The organism is Pontibacter saemangeumensis (assembly GCF_039541895.1).
Classification (GTDB): domain Bacteria; phylum Bacteroidota; class Bacteroidia; order Cytophagales; family Hymenobacteraceae; genus Pontibacter; species Pontibacter saemangeumensis.
Genome location: NZ_BAABHC010000016.1, coordinates 198746 through 223178, shown reverse-complemented (window position 1 = coordinate 223178; position 24433 = coordinate 198746). Strand labels below are relative to the sequence as shown.

At 54.9% G+C, this 24433-nt stretch carries 24 protein-coding genes; 8 read left to right on the top strand and 16 right to left on the bottom strand.

The features are described from left to right. Positions 1-24 precede the first annotated feature (24 nt). The 5 genes from ABD920_RS14935 to ABD920_RS14915 all read right to left on the bottom strand — a co-directional run bounded on the left by ABD920_RS14935 (position 25) and on the right by ABD920_RS14915 (position 6054). Entirely contained in the window at positions 25-831 is an 807-nt protein-coding gene (locus tag ABD920_RS14935) for an MBL fold metallo-hydrolase (RefSeq protein ID WP_345160160.1), read from the bottom strand. A 159-nt stretch (positions 832-990) separates the two neighbouring features. Further along, a complete protein-coding gene (gene murA, locus ABD920_RS14930) occupies positions 991-2295 on the bottom strand; it encodes a UDP-N-acetylglucosamine 1-carboxyvinyltransferase (RefSeq protein WP_345160159.1) in 1305 nt (434 codons plus the stop codon). Positions 2296-2301: 6 nt separating this feature from the next. Then, the gene (locus tag ABD920_RS14925; protein WP_345160158.1) at positions 2302-2982 is read right to left on the bottom strand and encodes a DUF4290 domain-containing protein; all 681 of its coding nucleotides are present in this window, start codon (positions 2980-2982) and stop codon (positions 2302-2304) included. A 156-nt stretch (positions 2983-3138) separates the two neighbouring features. Then, complete coding sequence (locus ABD920_RS14920) at positions 3139-3495, bottom strand: tRNA-binding protein (RefSeq protein ID WP_345160157.1); 357 nt, start codon at positions 3493-3495, stop codon at positions 3139-3141. 153 nt (positions 3496-3648) lie between these two features. Further along, positions 3649-6054: an ABC transporter permease gene (locus ABD920_RS14915; RefSeq protein ID WP_345160156.1), complete on the bottom strand. Its 2406-nt coding sequence runs from the start codon at positions 6052-6054 to the stop codon at positions 3649-3651. Between the two features lie 352 nt (positions 6055-6406). Here ABD920_RS14915 and ABD920_RS14910 point away from each other — a divergent pair, with 352 nt between their 5' ends. The 5 genes from ABD920_RS14910 to ABD920_RS14890 all read left to right on the top strand — a co-directional run bounded on the left by ABD920_RS14910 (position 6407) and on the right by ABD920_RS14890 (position 12172). Beyond that, positions 6407-7792 carry a sigma-54-dependent transcriptional regulator gene (locus tag ABD920_RS14910; RefSeq protein ID WP_345160155.1) on the top strand — a complete coding sequence of 462 codons (1386 nt, stop codon included), beginning with the start codon at positions 6407-6409 and terminating at the stop codon, positions 7790-7792. After that, positions 7782-9152, top strand: coding sequence for a sensor histidine kinase (locus tag ABD920_RS14905; protein ID WP_345160154.1), 1371 nt, complete (start codon positions 7782-7784; stop codon positions 9150-9152). The genes ABD920_RS14910 and ABD920_RS14905 overlap by 11 nt, the downstream gene beginning before the upstream one ends. 123 nt (positions 9153-9275) lie before the next feature. Further along, positions 9276-9725 (top strand): OsmC family protein, encoded by a 450-nt coding sequence (locus ABD920_RS14900; protein WP_345160153.1) that lies wholly within the window; start codon positions 9276-9278, stop codon positions 9723-9725. Between the two features lie 315 nt (positions 9726-10040). Then, on the top strand, positions 10041-11372 hold the full coding sequence (locus ABD920_RS14895; protein ID WP_345160152.1) for a type IX secretion system plug protein: 1332 nt from the start codon (positions 10041-10043) through the stop codon (positions 11370-11372). Between the two features lie 212 nt (positions 11373-11584). After that, on the top strand, positions 11585-12172 hold the full coding sequence (locus ABD920_RS14890) for a CREC-EF hand family protein (RefSeq protein ID WP_345160151.1): 588 nt from the start codon (positions 11585-11587) through the stop codon (positions 12170-12172). A gap of 78 nt (positions 12173-12250) precedes the next feature. Here ABD920_RS14890 and ychF read toward each other — a convergent pair whose 3' ends face one another. After that, positions 12251-13348, bottom strand: coding sequence for a redox-regulated ATPase YchF (gene ychF / locus ABD920_RS14885; protein ID WP_345160149.1), 1098 nt, complete (start codon positions 13346-13348; stop codon positions 12251-12253). 147 nt (positions 13349-13495) lie between these two features. Beyond that, the gene (locus ABD920_RS14880; RefSeq protein ID WP_345160800.1) at positions 13496-13843 is read right to left on the bottom strand and encodes a DUF3276 family protein; all 348 of its coding nucleotides are present in this window, start codon (positions 13841-13843) and stop codon (positions 13496-13498) included. Between the two features lie 130 nt (positions 13844-13973). Between ABD920_RS14880 and ABD920_RS14875 the strand changes: the two genes are divergently transcribed. Then, on the top strand, positions 13974-14384 hold the full coding sequence (locus ABD920_RS14875; protein WP_345160148.1) for a septal ring lytic transglycosylase RlpA family protein: 411 nt from the start codon (positions 13974-13976) through the stop codon (positions 14382-14384). Between the two features lie 15 nt (positions 14385-14399). Then, positions 14400-15311, top strand: coding sequence for a DUF58 domain-containing protein (locus ABD920_RS14870; protein ID WP_345160146.1), 912 nt, complete (start codon positions 14400-14402; stop codon positions 15309-15311). 119 nt (positions 15312-15430) lie between these two features. On the opposite strand, the gene ABD920_RS14865 is transcribed toward ABD920_RS14870, so the two are convergent. From ABD920_RS14865 to ABD920_RS14840, 6 genes are all read right to left on the bottom strand, one after another. Then, entirely contained in the window at positions 15431-16042 is a 612-nt protein-coding gene (locus ABD920_RS14865) for a hypothetical protein (RefSeq protein ID WP_345160144.1), read from the bottom strand. Positions 16043-16207: 165 nt separating this feature from the next. Beyond that, positions 16208-16831 (bottom strand): DNA-3-methyladenine glycosylase family protein, encoded by a 624-nt coding sequence (locus ABD920_RS14860; protein WP_345160143.1) that lies wholly within the window; start codon positions 16829-16831, stop codon positions 16208-16210. A 276-nt stretch (positions 16832-17107) separates the two neighbouring features. Next, positions 17108-18229, bottom strand: a complete 1122-nt coding sequence (locus ABD920_RS14855) for a porin (protein ID WP_345160142.1) — start codon at positions 18227-18229, stop codon at positions 17108-17110. A 254-nt stretch (positions 18230-18483) separates the two neighbouring features. Further along, positions 18484-19803 (bottom strand): ammonium transporter, encoded by a 1320-nt coding sequence (locus ABD920_RS14850; RefSeq protein WP_345160141.1) that lies wholly within the window; start codon positions 19801-19803, stop codon positions 18484-18486. A gap of 63 nt (positions 19804-19866) precedes the next feature. Next, positions 19867-20205: a P-II family nitrogen regulator gene (locus tag ABD920_RS14845; RefSeq protein WP_345160140.1), complete on the bottom strand. Its 339-nt coding sequence runs from the start codon at positions 20203-20205 to the stop codon at positions 19867-19869. Between the two features lie 610 nt (positions 20206-20815). Next, on the bottom strand, positions 20816-21862 hold the full coding sequence (locus ABD920_RS14840) for a threonine aldolase family protein (RefSeq protein WP_345160139.1): 1047 nt from the start codon (positions 21860-21862) through the stop codon (positions 20816-20818). Between the two features lie 78 nt (positions 21863-21940). Here ABD920_RS14840 and ABD920_RS14835 point away from each other — a divergent pair, with 78 nt between their 5' ends. After that, positions 21941-22153 carry a hypothetical protein gene (locus ABD920_RS14835; RefSeq protein ID WP_345160137.1) on the top strand — a complete coding sequence of 71 codons (213 nt, stop codon included), beginning with the start codon at positions 21941-21943 and terminating at the stop codon, positions 22151-22153. Between the two features lie 110 nt (positions 22154-22263). Here the strand turns inward: ABD920_RS14835 and ABD920_RS14830 are convergent, their stop codons facing one another. The 3 genes from ABD920_RS14830 to pyrE all read right to left on the bottom strand — a co-directional run bounded on the left by ABD920_RS14830 (position 22264) and on the right by pyrE (position 24370). Continuing rightward, complete coding sequence (locus ABD920_RS14830) at positions 22264-22761, bottom strand: metallophosphoesterase family protein (protein WP_345160136.1); 498 nt, start codon at positions 22759-22761, stop codon at positions 22264-22266. 331 nt (positions 22762-23092) lie between these two features. After that, positions 23093-23608, bottom strand: a complete 516-nt coding sequence (locus tag ABD920_RS14825) for a hypothetical protein (RefSeq protein ID WP_345160135.1) — start codon at positions 23606-23608, stop codon at positions 23093-23095. A gap of 120 nt (positions 23609-23728) precedes the next feature. Beyond that, entirely contained in the window at positions 23729-24370 is a 642-nt protein-coding gene (gene pyrE, locus ABD920_RS14820; protein ID WP_345160133.1) for an orotate phosphoribosyltransferase, read from the bottom strand. Positions 24371-24433 lie beyond the last annotated feature (63 nt).

Here is a 24433-nt window from a genome sequence, read left to right as displayed (position 1 = left end):
TGACTCAGGCGCTGCGAGACAGTATTATCCATATATCCGCAGGTAGCGCTTCACTGACTTGTCAAAGGCTGTGCGTGCACCGCTGGCTATATGGGTGTCGAAGGCGGCATAGATGCGTTCAAACGCTAACCCAGCCAGTGCATCCCGGATACCCTCCACCTGCGGCTTCCGCAGCGGAATCAGATTGGGAAAGCTGTGCATAAATGAAACGGACCTGCGATCCATGTTCACATGGATGGTGTCGCCGGTCAGCAATGCGCCTTTGCCGTTCGCGCCTTCAGGCCAATACAAGACACAGGAGCCCGGGAAATGGCCGCCGGTTTTAATCACCTCCAAGCCATCCCACAGCGTAAGCGTTTCACCTTCCCAGAAACTGATGACAGCGTCGGGGCGCATCACCCACTGCCTGTCCTGCGCATGTATATATACCGGTATATCTCCAAACGCATGACTCCATTCCACCATGGAAGCATAAAAATGCGGGTGGGAGATGACGATGGCACGCAAGCCCCCGAACTGCTGTATTCGGTCGGCAGTAGCTTCGTCCAGCAACGAAATACAGTCCCAGAGCACGTTTCCCGAGGACGTCTGCAGCACAAAACACTTCTGCCCAATGCCAAAACGCGGTTCGGTCCTAATGCTGGTCAGGTGCGGTTCAGCCTCCTGAAAAGTGTTGTGATGCTCTTTCTTAAGGCTTTCGGAAGTCGTCCAGGCCTGGCCGTCCCAGTTCACGTACTGGCGCTCGTCCTCGCAAACCGGGCAATGGCCTGGCGTTGCGCCTGTAGCCGCGAACTGCGCGCCGCAGGTGACACATATGGCATGCTGTTGCATCGTTTTCCGTCGGAAAGGAGTGGAGACGAAATATAAAGAAAAACCAGCAAATTTGGATGTCAGGTCATCCCTCCAAGGGCTTGAGCAAGGACCGCCTCAAAAGCAAGAGAGCACCCATCGCCGGGTGCTCTCTTGCTTTTGATGTTATATATAACTGGTTTATATCCTCCTGATCTGGGCGCCGATGGCGTTCAGGCGGCCATCGATGTTCTGGTAGCCGCGGTCTATCTGCTCCACGTTGTCGATGATGCTGCGGCCTTCTGCCGAAAGCGCGGCGATCAGCAGGGCAACCCCCGCACGGATGTCAGGCGAGGTCATGCGGATACCACGCAACGGTACTTGGTTGTTCTGGCCGATGATGGTGGCGCGGTGCGGGTCACAGAGAATGATCTGCGCACCCATGTCGATGAGCTTGTCTACGAAGAACAGGCGGCTCTCAAACATCTTCTGGTGAATAAGCACCGTTCCTTTCGCCTGTGTCGCTACAACCAACGCCACGCTCAGCAGGTCCGGCGTCAGGCCCGGCCAGGTATGGTCCGAAACGTTGAGGATGCTGCCATCTATATAGGTGTCCACCTCGTAGTGGTCCTGCTCCGGTATATAGATGTCATCTCCCCGGAACTCCATCTTGATGCCTAGGCGCTGGAATGTCTCTGGTATCAGGCCCAGCTCCGGTATCTTACAGTTCTTGATGGTGATCTCAGAACCCGTCATTCCGGCAAGGCCGATAAACGAGCCGATCTCGATCATGTCGGGGAGCATGCTGTGCTCCGTGCCGTGTAATTTCTCCACGCCCTCGATGGTGAGCAGGTTAGAGCCCACGCCCGTGATTTTGGCGCCCATGCGGTTGAGCATGCGGCAGAGCTGCTGCACATAGGGCTCACAGGCGGCGTTGTAGATGGTAGTGATGCCCTCGGCTAGCACGGCTGCCATCACGATGTTGGCCGTGCCTGTAACGGAAGCCTCATCGAGCAGCATATAGGCGCCCTTCAGGCCGTCCGTTGTCACGTTAAAAAAGCTTTCGGGGGAGTCATACTCAAACCGGGCACCCAGCTTCTCAAACGCGAGGAAGTGCGTGTCGAGGCGGCGGCGGCCAATCTTGTCGCCACCCGGCTTCGGCATCTTGGCCTGCCCGAAACGCGCCAGCATCGGGCCGACGATCATGACGGAGCCCCGGATAGCGCGGCCCTGCTCCACGAATTGCGCTGTTTCAAGGTAGTCGAGGTTTATGTTGTCGGCCCGGAAAACATAGGTGTCCGGGGCCGTTTGCTCTACCGCCACGCCCAGGTCGCGCAACAACTCAATCAGTTTGTTTACATCCCGGATATCCGGAACATTGGAGATGGTAACGGGTTCAGGGGTCAGCAAAACCGCACACAGTATCTGGAGTGCCTCGTTTTTCGCCCCCTGCGGATAAATGTCGCCTTTCAGTTTGTTGCCGCCAATTACTTCAAATGAAGCCATTCAGTATTATTTATTTCTTTGGTTAGAAGAAGAGGTTCTGGTGTTCTTGCGGGTCCTGTTGTCGCTGCCGCCGCCACGGTTTTGCTGCTGGTTGCTGCTCCGCTGGTTCTGGCTATCCTGCTGCGGCTTCACATTCGACTCGAACAGGTTATTGCGCTCAATATAGGCCAGGTCCATATCCAGCTTGCCCTTCGACAGCTGCCGGATATCATCCAGGATCACGATGTCCGTGATGCTGTCCTTGTTGTACGAGCGGTACAGGGTTTTCATCAGCTTGCCGAGCGACACGATCGCCGCATCGCGCTCCTGCTCATCCTCGAGCTCCGTGGCCTTCTCTATCAGCAGCTCCACATTTTTGCCGTAGTGCTTGTAGCGCGGCGTGTCCAGCGGGTATTCTATTTTCTGCGGTTTGTCGTTGAGGTACTCCATGGCGCTCAGCTTGTAGGGCGCATCCACATCCAGGGTAGAGCCGGACATCACGTAGAGGTGGTTCCAGAGCTTCTGCTGGTAGTCCTGCGTGTCGCGCAGCTGCGGGTTCAGTTTGGCCATCAGGTTGATGAGCAACTGCGAGAGCCGGGTGCGCTCTGCGCGGTCTTCCACCCGGGTGATATAATTGACCAGATCCTGCACATTGCGGCCGTATTCGCGCAGCAACAGGTCTTGTTTAAAAGTGGTACTAGCTTCCATTATTTCTTATATATGGATTCAAAATTAGAAATTTGAGCGCACAATGGCTCAAGGCATGCTTAAAATTCTTTCTGCGTCCTGTTCAAAGCTTTACGCAAAAGCAGGGCTAAACGGTCAGTTATACGGGCCCGCACCGGTAGGGTGGGGCCCGGGCCGCTATTTTAGCTTAGACCCGTTCGGCACCGGCGCGGCGGGTTGCGCCAGCACAATAGCGCCGTCCTCGTCCTCAAAGCCGGTTACGAGCACCTCCGATATGAATTTGCCGATCTGTTTTTTGCCCAGGTTCGAGACGCATAGCACCTGCCTGCCCACCAGGTCTTCGGGCGTGTACCGCTCCGTGATCTGCGCGCTTGACTTTCTCAGGCCCAGGGGGCCGAGGTCCACGAGCAGCTGGTAAGCAGGGCGGCGCGCCTCCGGAAAAGCACGTGCCTCCACAATAGTGCCAACGCGAAGGTCTGTCTGTTCAAAGTGCTGCCACGTGATAAGGCCAGGCTGATCAGGAGGTGTGTGCATAGGTACTCAGGCGCGGTGTAAGCGTGATGTCACAAATAGAGGTACAATATAGGGCTTTATTCTGAACATTGTGCTATATAGCCTGCAGGCTGCCAGGGTTAGGGCAGCCTGCAGGCTATATAGCAATTATATATGGATATATATATAAGCGGCTTACTCGCTCTTCAGCGACACCACCGGGTTCGCCATGGCAGCTTTCACGGCTTGGGTGCTCATTGTGACCAGGGCGATCAGCAGCGTAGCAAAACCGGCCAGCAGGAAGGGCTCGTAGCTTAGGCTGATGCGGTAGGTGAAGTCCTGCAGCCAGAGCGTCATCAGGTAGTAGGCAATCGGCACGGCGATCACGAAGGCAACCAGCACCAGCTTGATGAACTCTTTCGAGAAGAGGTACGTGATGTTGAAAATGGAGGCCCCCAGCACTTTCCGGATGCCGACTTCCTTGGTGCGCTGCGCCGCCATGAAGGCAATCAACCCATATAGCCCCAGGCAGCCAATGAAGATGGCGATGAAGGAGAAGATCTTGAACAGTTTGTTTTGCCGCGCCTCTTCCTGGTAAAAATCAGCGATCGTCTCATCCAGGAACTCGTAGTTGAACACGTCATCCGGGTACGCCATTCCCCACACTTTCTCCAGATGGCTAAGCGCCTCCTGCTTCTTGCTCAGGTCAATTTTGGCCGACAGGAAATAGTAAGTGTCCGGGTTCGTCATCATAATGGTGGGGTCGATGGGCTGCTGCAGGGGGTGCTGATGGAAGTCGCTCACCACGCCGATGATGCTGACCTTTTTGTCGCGGCCTATCTTGAGCGTTTTGCCGATGGCCTCTGCCGGGCTGGCGATGCCCAGCTTGTGGCGCATGGTTTCGTTGATGAGCACCACGGCAGAGTCATTGTCGGAATAAGCGCGCCCGGCGGCCAGCTTGATGTCATACAGGTCGAGGTACTTCTCATCGGAATATTTCATGTTGGCCTGGAAGTTGGCGTCCTCGCTGGAGTTGTTGTAGGTGAAGTTGGAGCCCCAGGTCATGTTGGCGGATGGCGGGGCGGCCGCCAGGCTGACCTTCCGGATGGCGGCGTTGCTGAGCATCTCCTCGCGCAGCGGCAGCATCTTTTTGCCCGCCTGGCTGGGGAGCTGCACGGTTACGACGGCGTCCTTGTTAAAGCCGAGCGATTTGGTACGGAAGTAGTCCATCTGCTCGTTTACCAGGATCGTGCAGATGATGAGCACCTGGCATATGGTAAACTGCAACACCACCAGCCCCTGCCGGATGGGCAGGCCCGCCACCTGCTGCGTGGAAACTTTGCTTTTTAGGGCGGCGATCGGCTGGAAGCGGGACAGGATCAGGGCCGGGTACAAGCCCGCGAACAACGTTACTAGCAGGACCTCCGCCACCAGGAACAGCACCAGCACCGGGTCCTGCAGCAGGCTGAACGTGATCTTCAGCTCCAGCAGGCTGTTGAGGTAAGGCAGGGCCAGTTCCACCAGTATAATTGAAACGAAGGTGGCCAGCAGCGTAATCAGGAGTGTCTCCCCGATAAACTGCAGCATCAGCTGGCTTTTGCTGCTGCCCATCACCTTCCGCACGCCTACTTCTTTTGCCCGCTTCATGGCCTGGGCGGTGGCCAGGTTCACGAAGTTGATGCAGGCCACCAGCACCAGGAACACGCCGATGAGGGCCATGGACCATATGATTTCCCTGGAGATGGTGCGCTGGCCGTAGTTGCCGAAGTCGGGGTTGAAGTGGATATCGCTCAGGGGCTGTAGCAGGTAGGTTTCTTGCCCCCGTGCATCCTTTGGCTGTAACCGTTTGATAAAAGCGTTTAGCTCAGCCTCCTTTGCTTCCGGCGAGGCGCCTTCCGGCAACAGCACATATAGCTGCTGGTTGCTCGAGAGCACATCGAAACCGTCGAGCGGCAGCGGCGAATAGCTCTTGAAAGAAGGGTAAGAGATCAGCATCACGAACGGAAAGTCGGTGTTGGGAGGGTAGTCCGGGATAACGGACGTCACTTTGAGGGTGAGGCTGTTGTTGAACTTAATGACCTTGCCAACCGAGTTGCCCTCGGGGAAATACTTGGCTGCTGTGCTTTGGGTGAGCACGACGTTGTTCGGCTCCGCCATGCCGGGCTGTGGGTCCATCTCCCCCTGGGGAATATCAAACAGCTCAAAATACTCAGGCTCCACAAACGCGACTGAGCCTTCCTCCAGGAAGCGCTTCGGGGCCGCACCGTTGTCGCTCAGTATATTGATCTGGGCGCCTTCCTCGCTGTACATCTGGGTCAGGTTCTCCATGCCCAGTTTGTCGTTGCTCCGCAGCAGTTTCGGAAAAGGGAAGCGCGTGCCTGTATTCTGATTCACCCCATCTTCATAAACCTGCTCCGTGTTCACGCGGTAGATTCTGTCCGCTTTGCTGTGAAAGGCGTCGTAGCTCAGCTCATACTTGATTACCAGAAAGAGCAGGATGCTGCAGGTGATGCCCAGCGCCAGACCCGCAATGTTCAGGAGGCTGTAACTCTTGTTGCGGAGCAGCGAGCGGAAAGCCGTGAGGAAATATAGTTTCAGCATAGTTTTAAGATTGTGTGTGGGACTTGTTTCGGATGATCAGGTTCTTAGCTTTATATATCCCCTTGCCAAGTGCTGTGCCAATTCCCAAAACTGCCGCCGCGGCTGCAATACGCACCTTTGATCTGTTCCGCGGTGTCCGGCTATGGACACTTTTTGTTCAGGATTGGACACCGCAGCCATATATAAATACCCTGAATTCTTTTAAATTAGATACTGGATGCTGTGGCATCATATTTATATATAGATTATATATAGATTATATATAAGAAAGCGGCTTCTGGGGTACAACCGGGTTATGGGGTTCTGCAAAACACAGCACCCGGCCGAACGCCCAGGCACACAAAGTAAAACGATGGAAGAACAGAAACTAGGCAAAATCCTGATCATTGATGACAACGAGGACGTGTTGTTCTCGGCCAAAATGCTCCTGCGCAAGCATGCCAAAGAGGTGGTGATGGAGAAGAACCCGAAGAAGATCCCGTTCCTGGTCTCCAACGAGGACTTCGACCTGATCCTGCTCGACATGAACTTCAGCCAGGACATCACCAGCGGGCAGGAGGGCTTTTACTGGCTGAAGGAGATCCTCTGGTACGACCCGTCGGCGGTGGTTGTCATGATCACGGCCTACGGGGATGTGGAGATGGCGGTGAAGGCGCTGAAGGAGGGAGCCACCGACTTCGTGCTCAAGCCCTGGCAGAACGAGAAGCTGCTGGCCACCCTCTCAGCCGCCGCCAAACTGCGCCATTCCTACAAAGAGGTAAACCAGCTGAAGGAGGTGAACCGCACCCTCACCACGCAGCTCAGCCCACCGCAGGCCATCATCCAGGGGAATAGTGCCTCTATGCGCCAGCTCTTCACCATCATCGATAAAGTGGCGCGCACTGATGCGGATATTCTGCTGCTCGGCGAGAACGGCACGGGGAAGGAGGTCATCGCCCGCGCCATACACCAGCGGTCCTCCCGCGCCGACAAAGTGTTTGTGACGGTGGATATGGGGGCCGTAACCGAGTCATTGTTCGAGAGTGAACTGTTCGGTCATAAAAAAGGCGCTTTCACCGATGCCAAGGAAGACCGCATCGGTCGGATAGAAGCCGCGAACGGCGGGACGCTTTTCCTGGATGAGATCGGGAACCTGTCGCTGGCGATGCAGGCCAAGCTGCTGACGGTGCTGCAGCGGCGCGAGGTGGTCCGGGTGGGCACGAACAAACCGATACCGGTAAACGTGCGCCTGATCAGTGCCACCAACATGCCCCTGAAGGAGATGGTGCAGCGCAATGAGTTCCGCCAGGACTTACTCTACCGCATCAACACCGTGGAGCTGAACCTGCCGCCGCTGCGGGAGCGCCTGGAAGACATTCCCATTTTCGCAGCGCATTTCCTGGCCGAGTATGCGCAAAAGTACAGGCAACCGGTGAAGCGGCTGTCGGAATCGGGCCTTGCCCGGCTGCGTCGCTATAACTGGCCCGGCAACGTGCGGGAACTGCAGCACGCCCTGGAGCGCGCCTCTATTATGAGCGATAACCGGGAACTGCAGGCCGACGACTTTTTCTTCTTGGCGGAGGCGGCTCCTTCCCCAGCGGCGGAAACGGGGCCAGCTCCCCTGGACCTGGACGGCCTGGAGCGGGAAGCCGTGCAACGGGCCATGCAGAAGCACGAGGGCAATATTTCGAAAGCCGCAAAAGAACTGGGCCTGTCGCGCGGGGCGCTTTACCGAAGGCTGGAGAAGTATGCGTTCTAACCCGATCCGCTTCAGAACCTACCGGCTGCAACTGGTGCTGCGTCTCCTGCTGCTGTCGGCCTCCCTCTATGGCCTGGCCTGGGTCGGCTTTAACCCGGACTACCGCAGCACGTTTTTAGGCCTTTTTATATTCATCCTGCTTCAGATCGGGCTGCTGGTGCATTTTCATGAACGCACCAACCGACTGTTTCTCCGCTTTCTCAATGCCATTAAGTATGATGACTTTACGGAGCAGTTCCATATAAGCGGCGAAGGGAATACCATGCGGGAGCTGTCGCTGCGGCTGAATGAGGTGATGAAGAAATTCCGGGAGGTACGGGCCGAGAAGGAAGCCCACCTGCAGTATTTTGAGGTGATCGTGCAGCACATCGGCATCGGCATTATCACCTTTAAACCGGACGGCAGCATCCTGCTGCTGAATAACGCTGCCAGGAAACTGCTGCAGGTGGGGCAGCTGCGCCAGGTGCAGGAACTGGAAACCGTGAGTCCGCAACTGGCCCTCGGGCTGCAGCAGCTCGGCAACGACGACAAGGTACTGGTGCCGGTGCGGCAGGGGGCGGAGCAAGCCAACCTGTCGGTGCATGTGATCGAGCTTTCGCTGCTGGGCGAGCGGGTCCGGATGGCTTCGCTCCAGAACATCCAGAGCGAGTTGGAAGAGAAGGAGATGGAGGCCTGGCACAACCTGATCAAGGTGCTGACGCACGAGATCATGAACTCCGTGACCCCCATCGCCTCGCTGTCCGCGAGCGCCTACGAGGAGGTGAGCAGCTTTACAGACACAGATGCGGAGGAGGTGACGCTTTTGCGCGAGGAACTGGAGGATATCGGGCAATGCCTGCAAACCATCAGCCGGCGCTCCGACGGGCTCATTTACTTTGTGAATGACTTCCGCAACCTTACTACTCTATCGGTGCCCAAGCTCAGCCGCTTTAACGTGACGGAGCTGTTGCAGGAAATCAAAATGCTGCTGCGCGGGCAGCTCGCCGCCCGGCAAATTTCGCTGCAGTTGGAGGTGCCGAAGGAGGCCCTGCTGCTGTCAGCGGACAGGGCCATGGTAGAGCAGGTGCTCATTAACCTGGTGAAGAACGCTACAGAGGCCGTGCAGGAGCAACCGGACGGCAAAGTCACCGTCCGGGCTTACCTCGACGAGCGCAGTCGCATCAGCATCGAGATACAGGACAACGGACACGGCATGACCCCGGAGGCCATGGCCAAAATATTCATCCCCTTTTTCACCACCAAGAAATCCGGCTCCGGCATTGGTCTGAGCCTGTCGCGGCAGATCATGCGCCTGCACAAAGGCGCTATCTCGGTGCAGTCAGAACTCGGGAAAGGGACAACTTTCATTCTCCGGTTTTAATGCCGCCGCGCATGCGTCACTATTCCGATATGCGAGCGCTTTCAGACGAGGGTCCTATAGAACACCCACAACATTTACGCCCAATCTTGCTTATAAGGAGAATCAAACTAACCAAATCATATCATGGGAGAGAAAGAGCAGGAAGGGGGCGTTTGGGTAAGCGCCGATAGCAGTGCGCCGTTTATAGCCAACATCAGGGCAGGCGCCGATACCATGGTGCTGGATGAGTCAAGCGCCGTGACCGGTGTGAAAACAGGGGCAGACCCCTATGATTACATCCTGAGCGCACTCGGTGCCTGCACCGTAATAACGCTGCATATGTATGCGAATCGCAAAGGCTGGCCCCTGGAGCGGGCCGAGGTGAGACTGCGCCACAGCCGGGTGCACACCGACGACTGCGCGAACTGCGAAGACGAAACAGCCAGGCTGAGCCAGGTAAACAAGTACCTCCGCCTCACCGGCGACCTGACAGAGGAGCAGCGCAAGCGCCTCAAGATTATCTCCTCCAAATGCCCTGTTCAGAAAACACTGGAGGCAGGGCTATCCATTGTCACTGAGATGGAGGAGCTCTAAAATTTTCCTGCTGCCTCTGTATACGGCACAATTTTTTTTGCAGTAAGGCTGGCATTTATATATAAGTAACTCCGCCTACGGATTTCAGCGTTGTCCCTCTTGCCAGCGCTGGTGCAGGGAAGCCCGGGTCTCTTCCATTTTCTTTTTGCCGGCGCGCAGGAATATGTGCGGCAGTTTAAATCGCGCGATCGAATAACACTTAGAGCCTGTGGTACCGCCTGCCGCTGACAGCCGAAGCCGGTTGAAAAATTTATTTTGCTATCTTCGTTCTGACGAAGCGGCCGTTGCACCGGCTGCGGCCATATCTTATACCGAATGCTGAGAAAACTGACCCACACGTACCTTATCGCCTCTCTGATTGCCTTCGGGCTTGTATCCTGCGTGCCCATCGAGCAGCAGGGCCAAAGCGGCAGCGGCGCCACCTCTTCCAGCCCCGCCACGCAGTTGCGCTACGAGGATCATGTATATGACGAGAGCATTAAGTCGGTGCAGGCGTACCTCGCCTCCGGCAGGGAGGATGAGGTGCTGAACCCGGCCGTGACCCCGCTGAGCCAGGAGCGACCGATTGTGCTGGAGTTCGACCGCCTGAACGCCCGGCAGCAGCGCCTGCTCGTAAAGCTTCGCCACTGCGACGCCAACTGGACGCCCTCCACCTTAAATGACACCCAGTTTCTGTACGACTTCAATGAGTTCATCATTACTGACGCCCAGATATCGGTGAACACCCGCATCCCTTACGTGCATTACCGGTTTGTGATGCCGCGGGTGCGCATCAGCGGGAATTACCTGCTCGTGGTGCAGGAGGAAGGCGGCAATACCCTGCTGACGCAGCGCGCGATGGTGTACCAGGACGGCGTGGTGGTGACGGCGAAGCTGGGTTCCCCCATCGGGCCGGGCGGCCGGGAGACCCGCCAGCCCATCGAGTTTAACGTAATGCACCCCGACTTTGAGCTGGTGAACCCGGCGATGGAGGTAAAAGCCGTCATGCGCCAGAACTACCGCTGGGACAACGCCATGGTTATCCCCAAACCAACCTATATACACGATGCGCAGCGCCGCCTGGAGTATGTTTTCTTCGAGCCGAAGCAGCAGTTCAAGGGGTTGAGTGAGTTCCGGGCTTTTGATACGCGCAGCCTTAACTTCCGCAGCATCGGTGTGCAGAGTATCAACCTGGAGGCAAGCCCCATCGAGGTGAACCTGGTGCCGGACAAAAGCCGGCAGACGGTGGCGTACACGCAGGACCCGGATATAAACGGCATGCGGATTTTCGGCAACAAGCAGTATGGCAACGCTGGCGTGAACGGAGACTATACCTGGGTCGACTTCGAGCTGGAGACAGGCACCAAGGCCCCGGGCGAGGTATATGTTCAAGGCGAGCTGACGGACTGGTCGCAGCAGGAAGAAGCCCAGCTGCTGTTCGATATAGAGCGCGGGGTTTACTCGGGTCGACTGCTGTTGAAGCAAGGCTACTACAACTACTATTACGCCCTTAAGCCCAATGCCGCCGCCGCGCCTGACGCCAGCTTCTTTGAGGGCAGCCATTTTGAAACAGACAACATCTACGATATCCTCATCTACTACCGCCCGCCCGGCACCAGAGCCGACCTGCTGATCGGGTATGAGCAGCTTTTCTTTAACAGGAAATAGGGAGGAACCACAGGAGTGAACTGCCTGGCAGTGCCGGAAATTAACCTTGTACGAACCCCTGTTTTAGTGTACGTGCCGCCGGTTTGCGGAGCAGCAGATGGCACTATATGGCTTTAGGGAATTGCGGAGGGATGCAGCGCATTCAAAACCTTATCACGAGCAAAACCCGTAAAACTTTAGTATAGAGTTATTTCGAACTAAAACCAACGACTATGAAGACGAATGAATTAAACCCTTGGAAACTTTTTCGGTCAGGCCTTTGCTGCACACTCGTGGTAACGATGGTGTCGTGCGGCGGCACAGACACTGTGGAAGACACAGAGGTAATGGAGGAAACGGCTGCCGTGGAGGATGATGCCGGGGTAATGGATAACTGGGACAACAACCGCTTTAACACCACCTTCGCCTCCAACGACCGCTATGAGGAGTGGGACGAAAACGACGATAACCTGCTGGACGAAAACGAGTTCTATGGCAGTTACTACGATACCTGGGACGTGAACGACGATGAAGCCCTGGATGAAGACGAGTGGAACAATGCCACCAGGGATTTCGGGTTGGAAGGTCAGAACTGGGCTGACTGGGATGCCAACAATGACATGAAGCTGGATGAAGATGAGTTCCGAACCGGTGCCGCGAAGAACAACTATTACGGCGACTGGGACAAAGACGGCGACAAAATGCTGAACGAGCGGGAGTACACCGATGGCATCTTTGGCTTGTGGGACAACGATGCGGACGGCACGATAACAAATGACGAGTACACCACCCGAAACGACAGATATTACGGCACCATGTAATTTTATTGGCTGATCTATATATGGCAAAAGCCCCCGGATTCTATATCCGGGGGCTTTTGCCATATATAGAGTCTGGGATTACACGTTGAAGCGGAAGTGCATGATATCACCATCCTTCACCACGTAGTCTTTCCCTTCCACGGCCATCTTTCCGGCCTCCTTTATTTTTGCTTCTGTCTTGTATTCCTGGTAATCGTGCAGCTTGATGACCTCGGCACGAATGAAGCCTTTCTCGAAGTCGGAGTGGATGACGCCAGCCGCCTGCGGGGCTTTCCAGCCGCGGCCGATCGTCCAGGCGCGCACTTCCTTTACACCGGCTGTGAAGTAGGTCACCAGGTTCAGCAGTTCGTAAGACGCCTTGATGAGCTTGTTCAGGCCGGACTCCTCCAGGCCATACTCCGCCAGGAACATCGCTTTCTCCTCCGGGTCCGTGAGTTCCGCGATCTGGGCCTCGATGGAGGCGGAGATCAGCACCACCTGCGCATTCTCGTTCTTCACGTGCTCGCGCAAACCCTCCGAAAACTTGTTGCCGTTTATCATAGAGCCCTCGTCTACGTTCGCGGCATATATCACGGGCTTGTCGGTCAGCAGCTTCAGGTCGTCCACGGCTTCCTTGTCCTCTTCCGTTACCTCCAGGCTGCGGGCGTTCAGGCCGGATTCGAGGTGCGCCTTGTATTTCTCCAGGCTGGCGAGTTCTTTCTTTGCTTTCGCATCGCCGGATTTAGCGGCCCGCACCACCTTCTGTATCTTCTTGTCCACCGACTCCAGGTCCTTCAGCTGCAGCTCGGTGTCGATGATCTCCTTGTCAGCAACCGGGTCTACCTTGCCGTCCACGTGCACGATGTTCGGGTCCTCGAAGCAGCGCACCACGTGGATGATGGCGTCCACCTCGCGGATGTTGGCCAGGAACTTGTTACCCAGTCCCTCGCCCTTGCTGGCGCCTTTCACAAGGCCGGCAATGTCCACGAACTCGATCACGGTGGGCAGCACGCGCTCCGGGTGCACCAGCTCCTCGAGGATGCGCAGGCGCTCGTCGGGCACCGTGATCACGCCCACGTTAGGCTCTATCGTACAGAAAGGATAGTTGGCAGATTCTGCCTTGGCATTAGAAATAGCGTTGAACAACGTAGACTTGCCCACATTAGGCAGTCCGACAATTCCGCATCTGAGTCCCATTATAAATATTGTTTTTAATCAGGGCGCAAATATACGAAAAATTTTGGCGGCCCTGCAGCTCCCTGCCGCAGGGGAGGGCATTAAAAAGAGGAAACCCATGACGGAGCCATGGGTTCGGTTGTTTTTATAGGAAGTCAGGTTCGGGTGTTATTCCCACTTCAGGTCGTTGTCGAAAGAAGGAGCTGCCTCAGCGGTCTCCACTGTCTCGGCAACAGGTGCTTCGAGGGCGGCCAGGGCTTCTTCAGTCAAAAGTTCAGATTTAACGTGGTCAATTGTTCCCTGCAGGGCATCCATGAATTTCACGAAGTCCTCTTTATACAGGAAAATCTTGTGCTTCTCGTAGGAGAAATTATCCTCGTTGAACTTCCGCTTGCTTTCCGTAATAGTCACGTAATAGTCATTCGAGCGAGTCGACTTCACATCAAAGAAATACGTTCTTTTCCCGGCTCTTACTCTCTGGGAATAAATTTCTGCTTTTTCGTTGTTCTCTTCCACCGTTATAAACGTTAAATTCAACTTTGTGAAGCTAAAAGTAACATATATATCCGATATATAAAAATCTTCGAATTTAAAATTTAAGATAATTTTTTCCCGTTATATTTGCAGTTGGTCCAAATCGATTCCTGTGCAGATATGTTCGATAGTACTCCTCTTTGTCCTCTCTTTCTTTCACAGCGCCGCTGGCTATAAGGCCGAGGGGACGGCCTCTTTCTATGCCGACCACATGCAGGGCCGCGCCACTGCCAGCGGGGAGCGCTACGATAAAAGCCTGCTGACCGCCGCGCACCCCACACTTCCGTTCGGCACCAGGCTGCTTGTGCGTAACCTGGGAAACGGCAGCTCGGTGGTGGTGCGGGTAAATGACCGCAAGGCCCGGCACCGGCACAACATCATCGACCTTTCGCGCGCCGCCGCCGAGGCCATTAACATGATCCGCGACGGGAAAGCCACGGTGAAGCTTGAGGAAGTGAAAAACGACGGGGCGGAGCAACAACAGGCGCCCACCGCCGTTTCAGAGAGGAGTGCCTCTCACTAAATACACCCAAATTGCATGAAGACGCCCCTCACCCTTGCTGATGTTCAGAAGTTTAAGAACATGGAGTTTCTTGCCAAGCAGCTGGTGGAGGGCTTTATCACGGGCTTGCACCAGTCGCCTTACCATGGCTTTTCGGTGGAGTTTTCGGAGCACCGGCTCTACAACAGCGGCGAGAGCACCCGCCACATCGACTGGAAAGTGTTTGCCCGCACCGACAAGCTCTTTGTGAAGCGCTACGAGGAGGAAACCAACCTGCGCTGCCACATGCTGCTGGACGTGTCGCCGTCGATGTATTACCCCACCGAAAACAACGGCAAGCTTACCTTCTCCGCGCTATGCGCCGCTGCCCTCGCCACCCTGCTCCGCAAGCAGCGCGATGCGGTGGGCCTGGTTACTTTCTCGGATAAAATAGAGCTGCAGACGCCGGTGCGCTCCACGGGCTCGCACCTGCACACGCTGCTGCTGCTGCTGCAAAAACAACTGGAGCAGAAACCCACTGCCCACGACACGAATGTGGCCGAGGTGGTGCACCTGATCGCGCAGCAGATACCGAAGCGCTCCCTCGTCATCATCTTCAGCGACATGCTCAGCCGGCAGGATAATCTGGAGGAGATTTTTGCCGCGCTCCAGCACCTGAAGCACCAGAACCACGAGGTGCTGATCTTCCATGTAATGGACAAGAAAACAGAGGAGGAGTTTGACTTCGCCGAGCGCCCCTATGTGTTCGTGGACGTGGAGACAGGGCAGGAGCTGAAGCTGCAACCCTCGCAGGTGCGGGAACACTACCGCGCCGCTATCGAAAACTACAAACGCGAGCTGGAGCTGAAATGCGGGCAGTATAAGATCGACTTTGTGCCGGTGGATATCAGCGAGCCGTTTGACAAGGTGCTCTACGCCTACCTCGTAAAGCGGGGGAAGGTGAGATGATTTTGCCGCATTCTCTGCTTCATTTTTGCCTGCAATTCGGAGGGTAAAAACGGGTTTTCCTTAGTCTACAAGATCCTATAGGGCTGGGCAGGCTGAAAGCAGCAATGGGACACCATGCATCACCTGAGCGTATAACGCACCAGTTCATGGCGTTGCATGACATTATCAGAATTCACATAGTACCTGTCTGAGCGCACCAGCCCGATGTCAGGGGCTACATAATCGTGTTGTTTGAGGGTGTTGGTGGCTGCATTGTTCGGGGATATATACTGTTTCTCAATGCTGAACAGGTAGCTGGCATATGTTTCGGCGGCAGCCGTAATGGTGTCCGGCTGCTGGCTTCGGGTGGTCAGCACCCACATTTCGTAACCGGGGTATTCATACATATAGCCGATGCCGCCGTAGCCGGGGCACTGGTATATCATCACGGGCTGGTCTCCGGCCTCATTATAATACACGTAGCCCTCTTTGCTGTTCTGCACAATGCTGCCACTGCTTAAGATGTACCAGGTGCTGCGATGGATAAGCGTGTCCCTGATGACGGAGTTTCTGTAGGAGCTTTTCGTCAGAGGCTTTGCGCTGGTGTCGAAGTCGGTTACCTCATATACCCACTCATTCCCTACCTGCAGCGGCAGCGTTTCCTCCACAGGTGCAACCTCATTCTCCCGATCGCAAGAGAAAAGCAAAATAAGCAGCAGCGTGCACAGAAATGCGGAAAATACTTTTTTCATAGGCCGTAATTGGGGGTATATATAGGGAGAGCTGATTTTACAGGAAACCGTTGCAAGCAGAATGTAAATTAACAAGCGTTATATATGACTCCGCCCTAGCCACGCTTTTCGGCAGCCATATATAAACCTGAAGATAACCACCCACTGTAGTTGCTGCTTTACCTGCTACTTCGGCATATTATCCAGCGACTGCCACAGGTACTTGCTTGCGATGGTGCGGTAGGGCCGCCAGCTTTCGGCAATGCCCTGCATGCGAAGTAGCAGGGCCTTACCCGATTCAGCTAGCCCGTAGTGGCGTTTCATGGCGTTCTGTATGCCGAGGTCATCCACCGGAAACACATCGGGCCGCTCCAGGGCAAACATCAGCAGCATCTCCACCGTCCAGCGGCCCACGCCCTTGATCTGCGTCAGGTGTTTGATCAGGTCCTCGCTTTCCATAGCATCAATGGCGGCGTGTGCCATGTGTCCAGCTGCCGCAAAAGAAGCCACATTCCGCACGTACCCGATCTTCTGGAAAGAAAGCCCCGCTCCGCGCAGCAGCTCGTCGGGCGCCTCCAGCACCAGCTGCGGGTGGGGGTAATCCTCGGGGAACAGGGCGGTGAACCGCCTGAAGATTACGGCAGCCACCTTCGTGCTCAACTGTTGCGACACGATAGCGCTCAGCAGTTTGTAGTACAGGTCTTCTGACCTGGAGGAGGTAAGGGGGCGGCCCCGGCGGATGATGTCCGCCATGATCGGGTCGTTGGCCAGTACTGCCATTATTTCGGGCGAAGGGAAGTCAGGTATCATAGCGTGTTACCATTTTGACTCAAGTACCTAAAATTTCATGAGTTTGCCAACCAATAGTAATGTTGTGGTTGTATAGGGCAAAGTTGTCAAAGAAAATAGATGCATCCCTGCCAACGTCAGAGCAGCTTCTACAGGCATGCTCCCGGGCGTGATCAGAATCAGGATGGCTATATATAAAAAGTGAGCAGCAAAGCAGCTGGAATTCCAGACTACTTTGCTGCTCACCTGAAGGCTGCCTGAGTTGCAGCAAATAGCGTATTTCAGACGCAGCGCTTCCTACTCGGTGCTGAAAGAGTAGATAAAGGCAGCCCCAAATGTTGTCTGGCTCTGCTTGTTATATAACCCGTTGGAGCTCTCGAAAAAGTCATCGCTTGCTTTGTCGAAGCGTATCTCCGGCTTGATGTTGAGGTTTCCGTCGGCCACTTTTATATCCCCTGTAAGGGTGAGCGAAGCAACCTGTAGCGGTCCGAAGTAACGGACGCCTTCCGGGTCAGAGAAGTACTCGGTGCGAAGACCAAGCCCGAAGACAGGGCTGGCAGCGTAGTTTATATAGAGTGCGCCGCCTCCCCACTTGGCATCGTCAGACCAGGGGTTTTCCGGATCGATCTCTGAGTTACCGGAGTAGAAGGCGCCGTAAGCCGCATTAATGCCGACCTTCAGCGCTTCGTTCAGCTGGTAAGAGGTAGTGAGGTCGTAAAGGCTGGTGTAGGATCCCTCGCCGTCCCCGAAGTTAGAGAGTGTGTTGTACTCATCACCCCCAATCCAGTTCACGAACACATCAAACCCTGCGACCGGCGTGATGTGCGCCTGCGCCGTGATTGACTTCTTGTTGTTGAAGTCCGACAGGCCGTCCCAGCCGTTTACCACGCCCACCATCAGTCCCAGCTTTTCGCTTGCTGCATAGTTCAGCTTGGCGCCGGTGTGGTAAAAAGGTCCGTTTCCGAAAAGGTAGGACAGGCTGTAGTTGTAGTTCAGCGGCGCGTCGATCAGCTCGTACCCGATGTGCGTGCCGTACTGCCCGATGGTGAAATTAAGCTTCGGCGTGAGGTCGTAGGAAAGGTAGGCCTGCTTGATGATGCGCGCCGTGCCCTCGTTGCCGAAGTTGCCGAGCTCCGCGTTCGGCCCGAAGGTAAGGTCGGCTACCACCGTTGCCCGCCCCTTGGTGTAGGTGAACATGGTCTGCACAAGGCCCAGGGCAAAGCTGTTGTGCTTCGTGTCGAATACCCTGCCCTGGTTCAGCCCTGACTCCGGGTTGTTCAGGTTGTACTGGTAATACGCATCCACGTACCCACTGATGGTAAGAGCGCCTTTGGTCTCTTCCGTTGCCGTTTCCTGGGCATTTGCTATATTTGCACCTGCGAGGAAAGTAGCTGCGACGAGTGATAAAAGTCTTTTCATGATCTTTTCTTTTGTGTTAGGAGTATTTTAGAAGAAGTATGAGGGCACCCGTTCTGCCAGCCGCCGCTTCTCAAATTGCCGTTTTTGAAGAGGATGCTGATTTTTTCAGGACTGGGTGTTGTTCTTTCACATGGGATGGGGCGTGGAGGGCAATACTTGTTCAGCCATCTTCGCTTTTGTAAAAGGGTGGTAATGCCTGACCGCATTACCACCTGTTTTACTTCCATGTCACTAAGGGAGCGGGTATAGGTAATTTACTTGGATATGACCGCCTTGCCGGACTCTTTCTGGGTGCGCGTGGCGGCTGCCACCATCATTTCCTTTTCGTCCAGGCTCATCTCGTAGCCGGTTCCGTTGAAATCAGGGTAGGCGTGCATTTTGTGCTCGTGTATGTCAAGGCCTTCTATTTCCTCTCTCGCACTCACCCGTATCCCCATCGTCAGCTTCAGCACGTACCACACCACGAAGGCAAAGCCGAAGCTGAACAAACCGATCGCGGCGATTCCGATAAGCTGGCTGATGAACTGATCCATGCCCGCCAGGCTACCGAAAAGCCCCACGGCCAGCGTGCCCCATATGCCGCACACCAGGTGCACGGAAAGCGCGCCCACCGGGTCGTCGAGGCGAATGCGGTCGAAGAAGGCCACTGCCAGCACCACCAGCGCACCGGCCACCAGACCAATGATGATGGAGTCTGTGACGCCCATCTGGTCGGCCCCGGCCGTGATGCCCACCAGCCCGGCCAGTATGCCGTTCAGCACCATCGTGATATCACTTGCTTTGAACATGACCAGCGAAAGGAGACAGCCACCGATGGCGCCGGCAGCGGCTGCCAGGCACGTCATCACCAGCACGCGCGATACGGCACCGGGATCAGCTGACAGGACAGAGCCTCCGTTAAAGCCGAACCAGCCCAGCCAGAGAATGAACACGCCGATGGTCGCCAGCGGGATGCTGTGGCCCGGGATCGGCTTGATCTTGCCGTCCACGTACTTGCCGATCCTGGAACCGAGGAGCATGATACCCGCCAGCGCGCCCCAGCCGCCTACGGAATGTACCAGGGTAGAGCCTGCGAAATCATAGAACGGCACCTCCAGCGTATTCAGGAAGCCGCCACCCCATTTCCACATGCCCACAATCGGGTAGCAAATACCGACAAAAAGGATAGAGAAAATGATGAAAGAGGAAAGCTTGATGCGCTCCGCCACCGCACCGGACACGATGGTGGCGGCTGTAGCGGCAAACATGCCCTGGAACAGGAAATCGGTCCAGAAGGTATAGCCTTCGTTGTAGGCAGAGGTCTCACCGCCTTCCGGCAGCGGAATACCGAAGCCGGAGAAGCCGAAGAAGCTGCCTGCGAAGCTCTCGCCGGGGTACATCATGGAGAAGCCCCACAGTGCGTACGTGATCAGGCCGATGGCCGGGATCATGCTGTTTTTGAAGAGAACGTTCACGGTGTTCTTTGACCTGGCCAGGCCTGACTCCAGTGTGGCAAACCCAAGGTGCATAACGAAAACCAGGAAGATGCAGACCATCATCCAGACGTTGTTCGTGACAAATAATTCTTGTGACATGGCTTAAAAGTTAAGTTTCTAAATTAATTTCTGTTTGTTGATGTGTTTGTTCAGCAGGATGTGCTACAGGGCAAGTTCCCCTACTTCCCCGGTTCGGATGCGGATAACGGACTCCACATCCATGATAAAGATCTTGCCGTCGCCCACCTTGCCGGTGTTTGCTACTTTCAGGATAGTGGCCACCACGTCGTCTACATGGTCCTCTGTCACGATCAGCTCAATCTTGGTTCTTGGAATAAACCCCACATTATAGGTTGTGCCCCTGTACACCTGCGAGGAACTGTGCTCAGAACCGAAACCCTTGATGTCATAAGTAGACATAAAGGCAATCCCGATCTCGGTGAGGGCTTCATACACATCCTCAAACTTGGATGTTCTGATGATAGCTTCGATCTTTTTCATAATACATGATTTTTAATTAAGGGTATGTTTTTACAGGGGGTAATGTTTAATTTTTCATGAAAGTATGGCATAGCCCCCATATATGCAATAGGGGGTGCAATAAAAATTTGTAAAATATTCAAAACAAAGGGTAGAATGTTGAAAGGGTGCTACCAAAAGGGGTGATTTGGTGTGGGATTGGATTTTTTTAAAGCGTTTTGATAGAAGCTTTTAAGCAAGCTATAGAATCGGCTTGCCTGAGTAGGCGCCTGATAAGAGAAGCATATAAAAAATAAGAAAGGAAGCGCTGCAGCAAGAGGGGGTGAAGCAGCCAAATGTGTGAACAACCCCTGCCTTCCTGCATGGCCGCAACTAATCAATGAAAAGAAGGCGGTTTTTACTTTGGCCCTATAAACTTGAGAACAAGCAACTCTGTTCGCCCACTTGCAAGCAGCTGCTTAGGAAAAAGGGGATATAGAGGCGTGAAGCTACTGGTGTAGAAGCGCCGGGCAGGATGTAGGGGCGAACAGCTTGTGTAAGGGAAAGCGGCCGGACACAAAAAAAGCGCGGGGGTTTCCCAGCGCTTTCTGTTTATATATGGTTTCTACACCTTATATATAGTTCTATATCTTCAGGCAGTAGTTACCGGCGTCCTGCTCAAGGCCTGTAACACCTGCAGTGTGTGTTGCAGCATTTGCTCGGTTACGTCGAGGTGCGTCACGAAGCGGACCATCTGCGGGCCAAAGCTGGCGGCGCGGATGCCTTTGCTGGCGAGGGCATCCACAAAAGCCTTGTCGCTGTATACAGCATTCAGCCTGAAGATGACAATGTTCGTTTCTACGGGCAGCACGCTCTCTACATAGTCGGTCTGCAACAGTGCCGCTTCCAGTTCTTTCGCTTTCCTGTGGTCCTCCTGCAGCCGCTCCACATGGTGGTCGAGGGCATAGATGCAGGCGGCAGCGAGATACCCGGCCTGGCGCATGCCGCCACCGAGCACTTTGCGCACCCTGCGGGCCCGGTTGACAAAGCCGCTGCTCCCCAGCAGCACAGATCCTACGGGGGCGCCCAATCCTTTGGAAAGGCACACCGAGATGCTGTCGAAATACCTGCCGTAGTCCTGCGCGCTGTCGCCCGAGGCGGCCAGGGCGTTGAACACGCGGGCACCGTCGAGGTGGAGGGCCAGTTGGTGGCGCCTGCAAACCCGGGAAATCGCGGCGATCTCCTCTATACTATAATAAGTGCCGCCGCCTTTGTTGCAGGTATTCTCCAGGGCGACCAGCTTTGTTTCCGGGAAGTGGATGTTGTCGGGCGGGCGGATATGCGCTTCTACCTGCTGCGGCGTCATCTTGCCCCGTGTGCCATGCACCAGCGCCATTGAGGCGGCGGAGTTAAAGGCAATACCGCCGCCTTCGTACTGGTATATGTGCGCCGTGATGTCGCAGATGACCTCGGTGAGTGGCTGCGTGTGCACCTTTATGGCAATCTGGTTCGTCATGGTGCCGGAAGGGCAGAAGAGGCCGGCCTCCATGCCGAACAGGGCGGCAGTTTTAGACTCCAGGGCATTGACGGAGGCGTCTTCCCCGTACACATCGTCGCCCACCTCCGCGCTGAACATGGCCTGCAGCATGCCCGGGGTCGGTTTGGTGACGGTGTCGGAGCGCAAGTCTGTTATTTGCATAGCAATTTGGTTCTGGAAATACTTTACTTTGTAAAATTAATAAGTTACTTTTGCCGTTCAAATTAAATTATTGCAACGATGGGAGTTACTAGATTAAAAAGAAAAGACCGTAAGAATAAGGCGAGGGCAAACAACAGAGTAGCAAGAATTAAGCAACTTTTGTTAACGCCAGTTATCAAGAACGTAGACATGGACGAGCTGAGAGCTCAGTTCGGTGAGGCTCCGAAAAACAAGCAAGAGGAGACTACGGAAGCGCCTGCTGCACAGCCAGAGGAAACTCCCGCTGCGTAGTTCTTTTTAGGGGAACGTAAGCCCATCTGCCTGCCGCTGCTATTTCAGCAAATGGCGGCGGCTTACTAAAAAGACTTCAGAGTGTGTTTGCCACGGCAGGCACACTTTTTTTATGCCCGCTTGCCGAGCTCGATCACCTGCAGGTCCAGCACCCGGCCTTCCTCCACATTAAATCGCACCATCGTTCGCATCTTATGGAAGCCGTGCCTGCCGGCCGCGCCGGGGTTAATGTGCAGCAGGTTGTTTAGCTTTTTATCGGTCATCACCTTCAGTATATGGGAGTGCCCGGTGATATATAACCGGGGAGGGTGCATTTTGATCAGGTCGCGCACATCAGGATGGTACCGGCCCGGGTAGCCGCCTATGTGTGTCATCAGCACGTCCAAGCCACTCACCTCAAAGCGCTGCACCTTGGGGTGCAGCTGCCGGATGTCCTGGCCGTCTATGTTGCCGTAGACACCCCGCAGCGGCGCAACGGCGCTCAGGCGCTCCGATACCTCCGCCGTTCCGAAGTCGCCGGCGTGCCATATCTCATCCCTGTCTGAGAGAAGGCGCAGAATCTGGTCGTCGAGGTAAGCGTGGGTGTCGGATAGGAGGCCTATTTTCATGAGTCAGATTCAGCAAGGGGGGTAGTATGAAAATTCCCTTTGCAAGAGAGCAATTTGGGGGTATATATAACATGGAGGTATATATAACAGGGGAGCAGACCTGTCTTTAGTATATACACAAACCGGTAGTGGTAAAGAAGTAATGCTATGCCTGCGCTCGCCTCTGGCGAGTGTGAGTTATCAGGAGGCGTTCTGCTTCGTTTAACTCTATGTTATGGATTCTCAGCGGCCAGAGGCCGACCTATAGCTCACACTCGCCAGAGGCGAGCGAGGGCAGCCGTAGCTGTATTTTTGAACCAGCATTACTTCTTTATCACTACCCACAAACCTTTTACCCGTTCACACAGCTTTTTGTTTTGATGTACCTTTCGGTAAAGACCGGCCAGAGGTAATCCGAGGAATGGCGGCTCATTAGAAGCCGGAGCCCGATGACCAGGTTAAGCGGGGCCGGGAAGGCGGCGCCGAGTCCCATGGGGAGCAGGAGCGCCAGCAGGAGGATGCCCGCTACGACCCCGCATCGGAAAACCCACCCCTTGCCCCAGATGCTGAGGGCCACCCAAAGCTGGAGCGTGGCTATGCCAAGTATAAAAACCTGGGTGTGCTGCGCAAACCAGCCAAGCATAAAAGACTTGTAAATCGGGAAAAGGGTATATTTGGCCAGTTCCAGATAGGCTTCTGGCTGGAAAAAGGCAATATAGGCCTGCAGCACGCTAACCGCACCAAAGAAAAGCGAATATACCAGACGTGCAAGCAAAGGCTTCTCCAGGCATACTACAAGGGCAATCAGTGCCAGAATATTACAAGCTGTATAGGCTGTCCAAAATACGGTGGGAGAACTTAAATCCATTGCTTTGCCTGAAAGTTATATTGCAAAGCTACTTATAGTTTTAGTGTGATTGCAAAAGAAAGAAATATAATTTTTTCAGTTTGTTGGCAAATGAAATGAATCTATATAGTCTTTAAATAATTATATATTTCCCCATGTTGCAGGCGACTGGCGCCACTGTGCCAGGGTTTCCACGGCAGCGGCCGGTATATAGCCATTGGCCAGGGCGGCTTCGAGCAGGGCGTCGTAATTGCTCAGGCATTGCAACGGGATGCCGGCCTCGCTAAAGTTCTCGTCGGCCACGGCAAACCCGTAGGTGAAAATGGCCGCCATACCGATCACCTCGGCCCCGGCCGCCTTCACGGCCTCGGCTGCCTTCAGGGAACTGCCACCCGTTGACACCAGGTCTTCCACCAGCACCACCTGCTGCCCCGCCAGCAACTTTCCCTCGATCTGGTTACCCATGCCGTGCTTCTTCGGCTCCGGGCGCACGTACAGAAAAGGCATCTCGAGCAGGTCGGCCACCAAGGCGCCCTGCGCGATACCTGCCGTTGCCACCCCCGCGATGGCTTCCGCGCCAGGGTAATGCTGCTTTATGAGCTCAGCCAGCTGCTGTTTTATATAGCTGCGTATATAGGGGAAGGAGAGGGTTACGCGGTTATCGCAGTAGATGGGAGAGTTCCAGCCGCTGCTCCACTTAAATGGTTTTTCCGGGCTTAGTTTTACCGCCTCCGTCTCTAAAAGGAAGGCTGCTACCTGAAGTGCTGTGTTTGTCGAATCCATGGCCGAATTTACATAAATATTCTTCCTTTTTGAGCCGGCGAATTTTGTTTGCAGCGATTTATT

Coding starts and splice junctions, on each gene's coding strand:
- ABD920_RS14870 (WP_345160146.1), top strand. CDS start 14,400: ATGAAGACGCCCCTCACCCTTGCTGATGTTCAGAAGTTTAAGAACATG.
- ABD920_RS14905 (WP_345160154.1), top strand. CDS start 7,782: ATGCGTTCTAACCCGATCCGCTTCAGAACCTACCGGCTGCAACTGGTG.
- ABD920_RS14850 (WP_345160141.1), bottom strand. CDS start 19,803: ATGTCACAAGAATTATTTGTCACGAACAACGTCTGGATGATGGTCTGC.
- ABD920_RS14915 (WP_345160156.1), bottom strand. CDS start 6,054: ATGCTGAAACTATATTTCCTCACGGCTTTCCGCTCGCTGCTCCGCAAC.
- ABD920_RS14895 (WP_345160152.1), top strand. CDS start 10,041: ATGCTGAGAAAACTGACCCACACGTACCTTATCGCCTCTCTGATTGCC.
- ABD920_RS14860 (WP_345160143.1), bottom strand. CDS start 16,831: ATGATACCTGACTTCCCTTCGCCCGAAATAATGGCAGTACTGGCCAAC.
- ABD920_RS14835 (WP_345160137.1), top strand. CDS start 21,941: ATGGGAGTTACTAGATTAAAAAGAAAAGACCGTAAGAATAAGGCGAGG.
- ABD920_RS14900 (WP_345160153.1), top strand. CDS start 9,276: ATGGGAGAGAAAGAGCAGGAAGGGGGCGTTTGGGTAAGCGCCGATAGC.
- ABD920_RS14935 (WP_345160160.1), bottom strand. CDS start 831: ATGCAACAGCATGCCATATGTGTCACCTGCGGCGCGCAGTTCGCGGCT.
- ABD920_RS14865 (WP_345160144.1), bottom strand. CDS start 16,042: ATGAAAAAAGTATTTTCCGCATTTCTGTGCACGCTGCTGCTTATTTTG.
- ABD920_RS14920 (WP_345160157.1), bottom strand. CDS start 3,495: ATGCACACACCTCCTGATCAGCCTGGCCTTATCACGTGGCAGCACTTT.
- ABD920_RS14845 (WP_345160140.1), bottom strand. CDS start 20,205: ATGAAAAAGATCGAAGCTATCATCAGAACATCCAAGTTTGAGGATGTG.
- ABD920_RS14840 (WP_345160139.1), bottom strand. CDS start 21,862: ATGCAAATAACAGACTTGCGCTCCGACACCGTCACCAAACCGACCCCG.
- ABD920_RS14855 (WP_345160142.1), bottom strand. CDS start 18,229: ATGAAAAGACTTTTATCACTCGTCGCAGCTACTTTCCTCGCAGGTGCA.
- ABD920_RS14890 (WP_345160151.1), top strand. CDS start 11,585: ATGAAGACGAATGAATTAAACCCTTGGAAACTTTTTCGGTCAGGCCTT.
- murA (WP_345160159.1), bottom strand. CDS start 2,295: ATGGCTTCATTTGAAGTAATTGGCGGCAACAAACTGAAAGGCGACATT.
- pyrE (WP_345160133.1), bottom strand. CDS start 24,370: ATGGATTCGACAAACACAGCACTTCAGGTAGCAGCCTTCCTTTTAGAG.
- ABD920_RS14830 (WP_345160136.1), bottom strand. CDS start 22,761: ATGAAAATAGGCCTCCTATCCGACACCCACGCTTACCTCGACGACCAG.
- ABD920_RS14910 (WP_345160155.1), top strand. CDS start 6,407: ATGGAAGAACAGAAACTAGGCAAAATCCTGATCATTGATGACAACGAG.
- ABD920_RS14825 (WP_345160135.1), bottom strand. CDS start 23,608: ATGGATTTAAGTTCTCCCACCGTATTTTGGACAGCCTATACAGCTTGT.
- ABD920_RS14925 (WP_345160158.1), bottom strand. CDS start 2,982: ATGGAAGCTAGTACCACTTTTAAACAAGACCTGTTGCTGCGCGAATAC.
- ychF (WP_345160149.1), bottom strand. CDS start 13,348: ATGGGACTCAGATGCGGAATTGTCGGACTGCCTAATGTGGGCAAGTCT.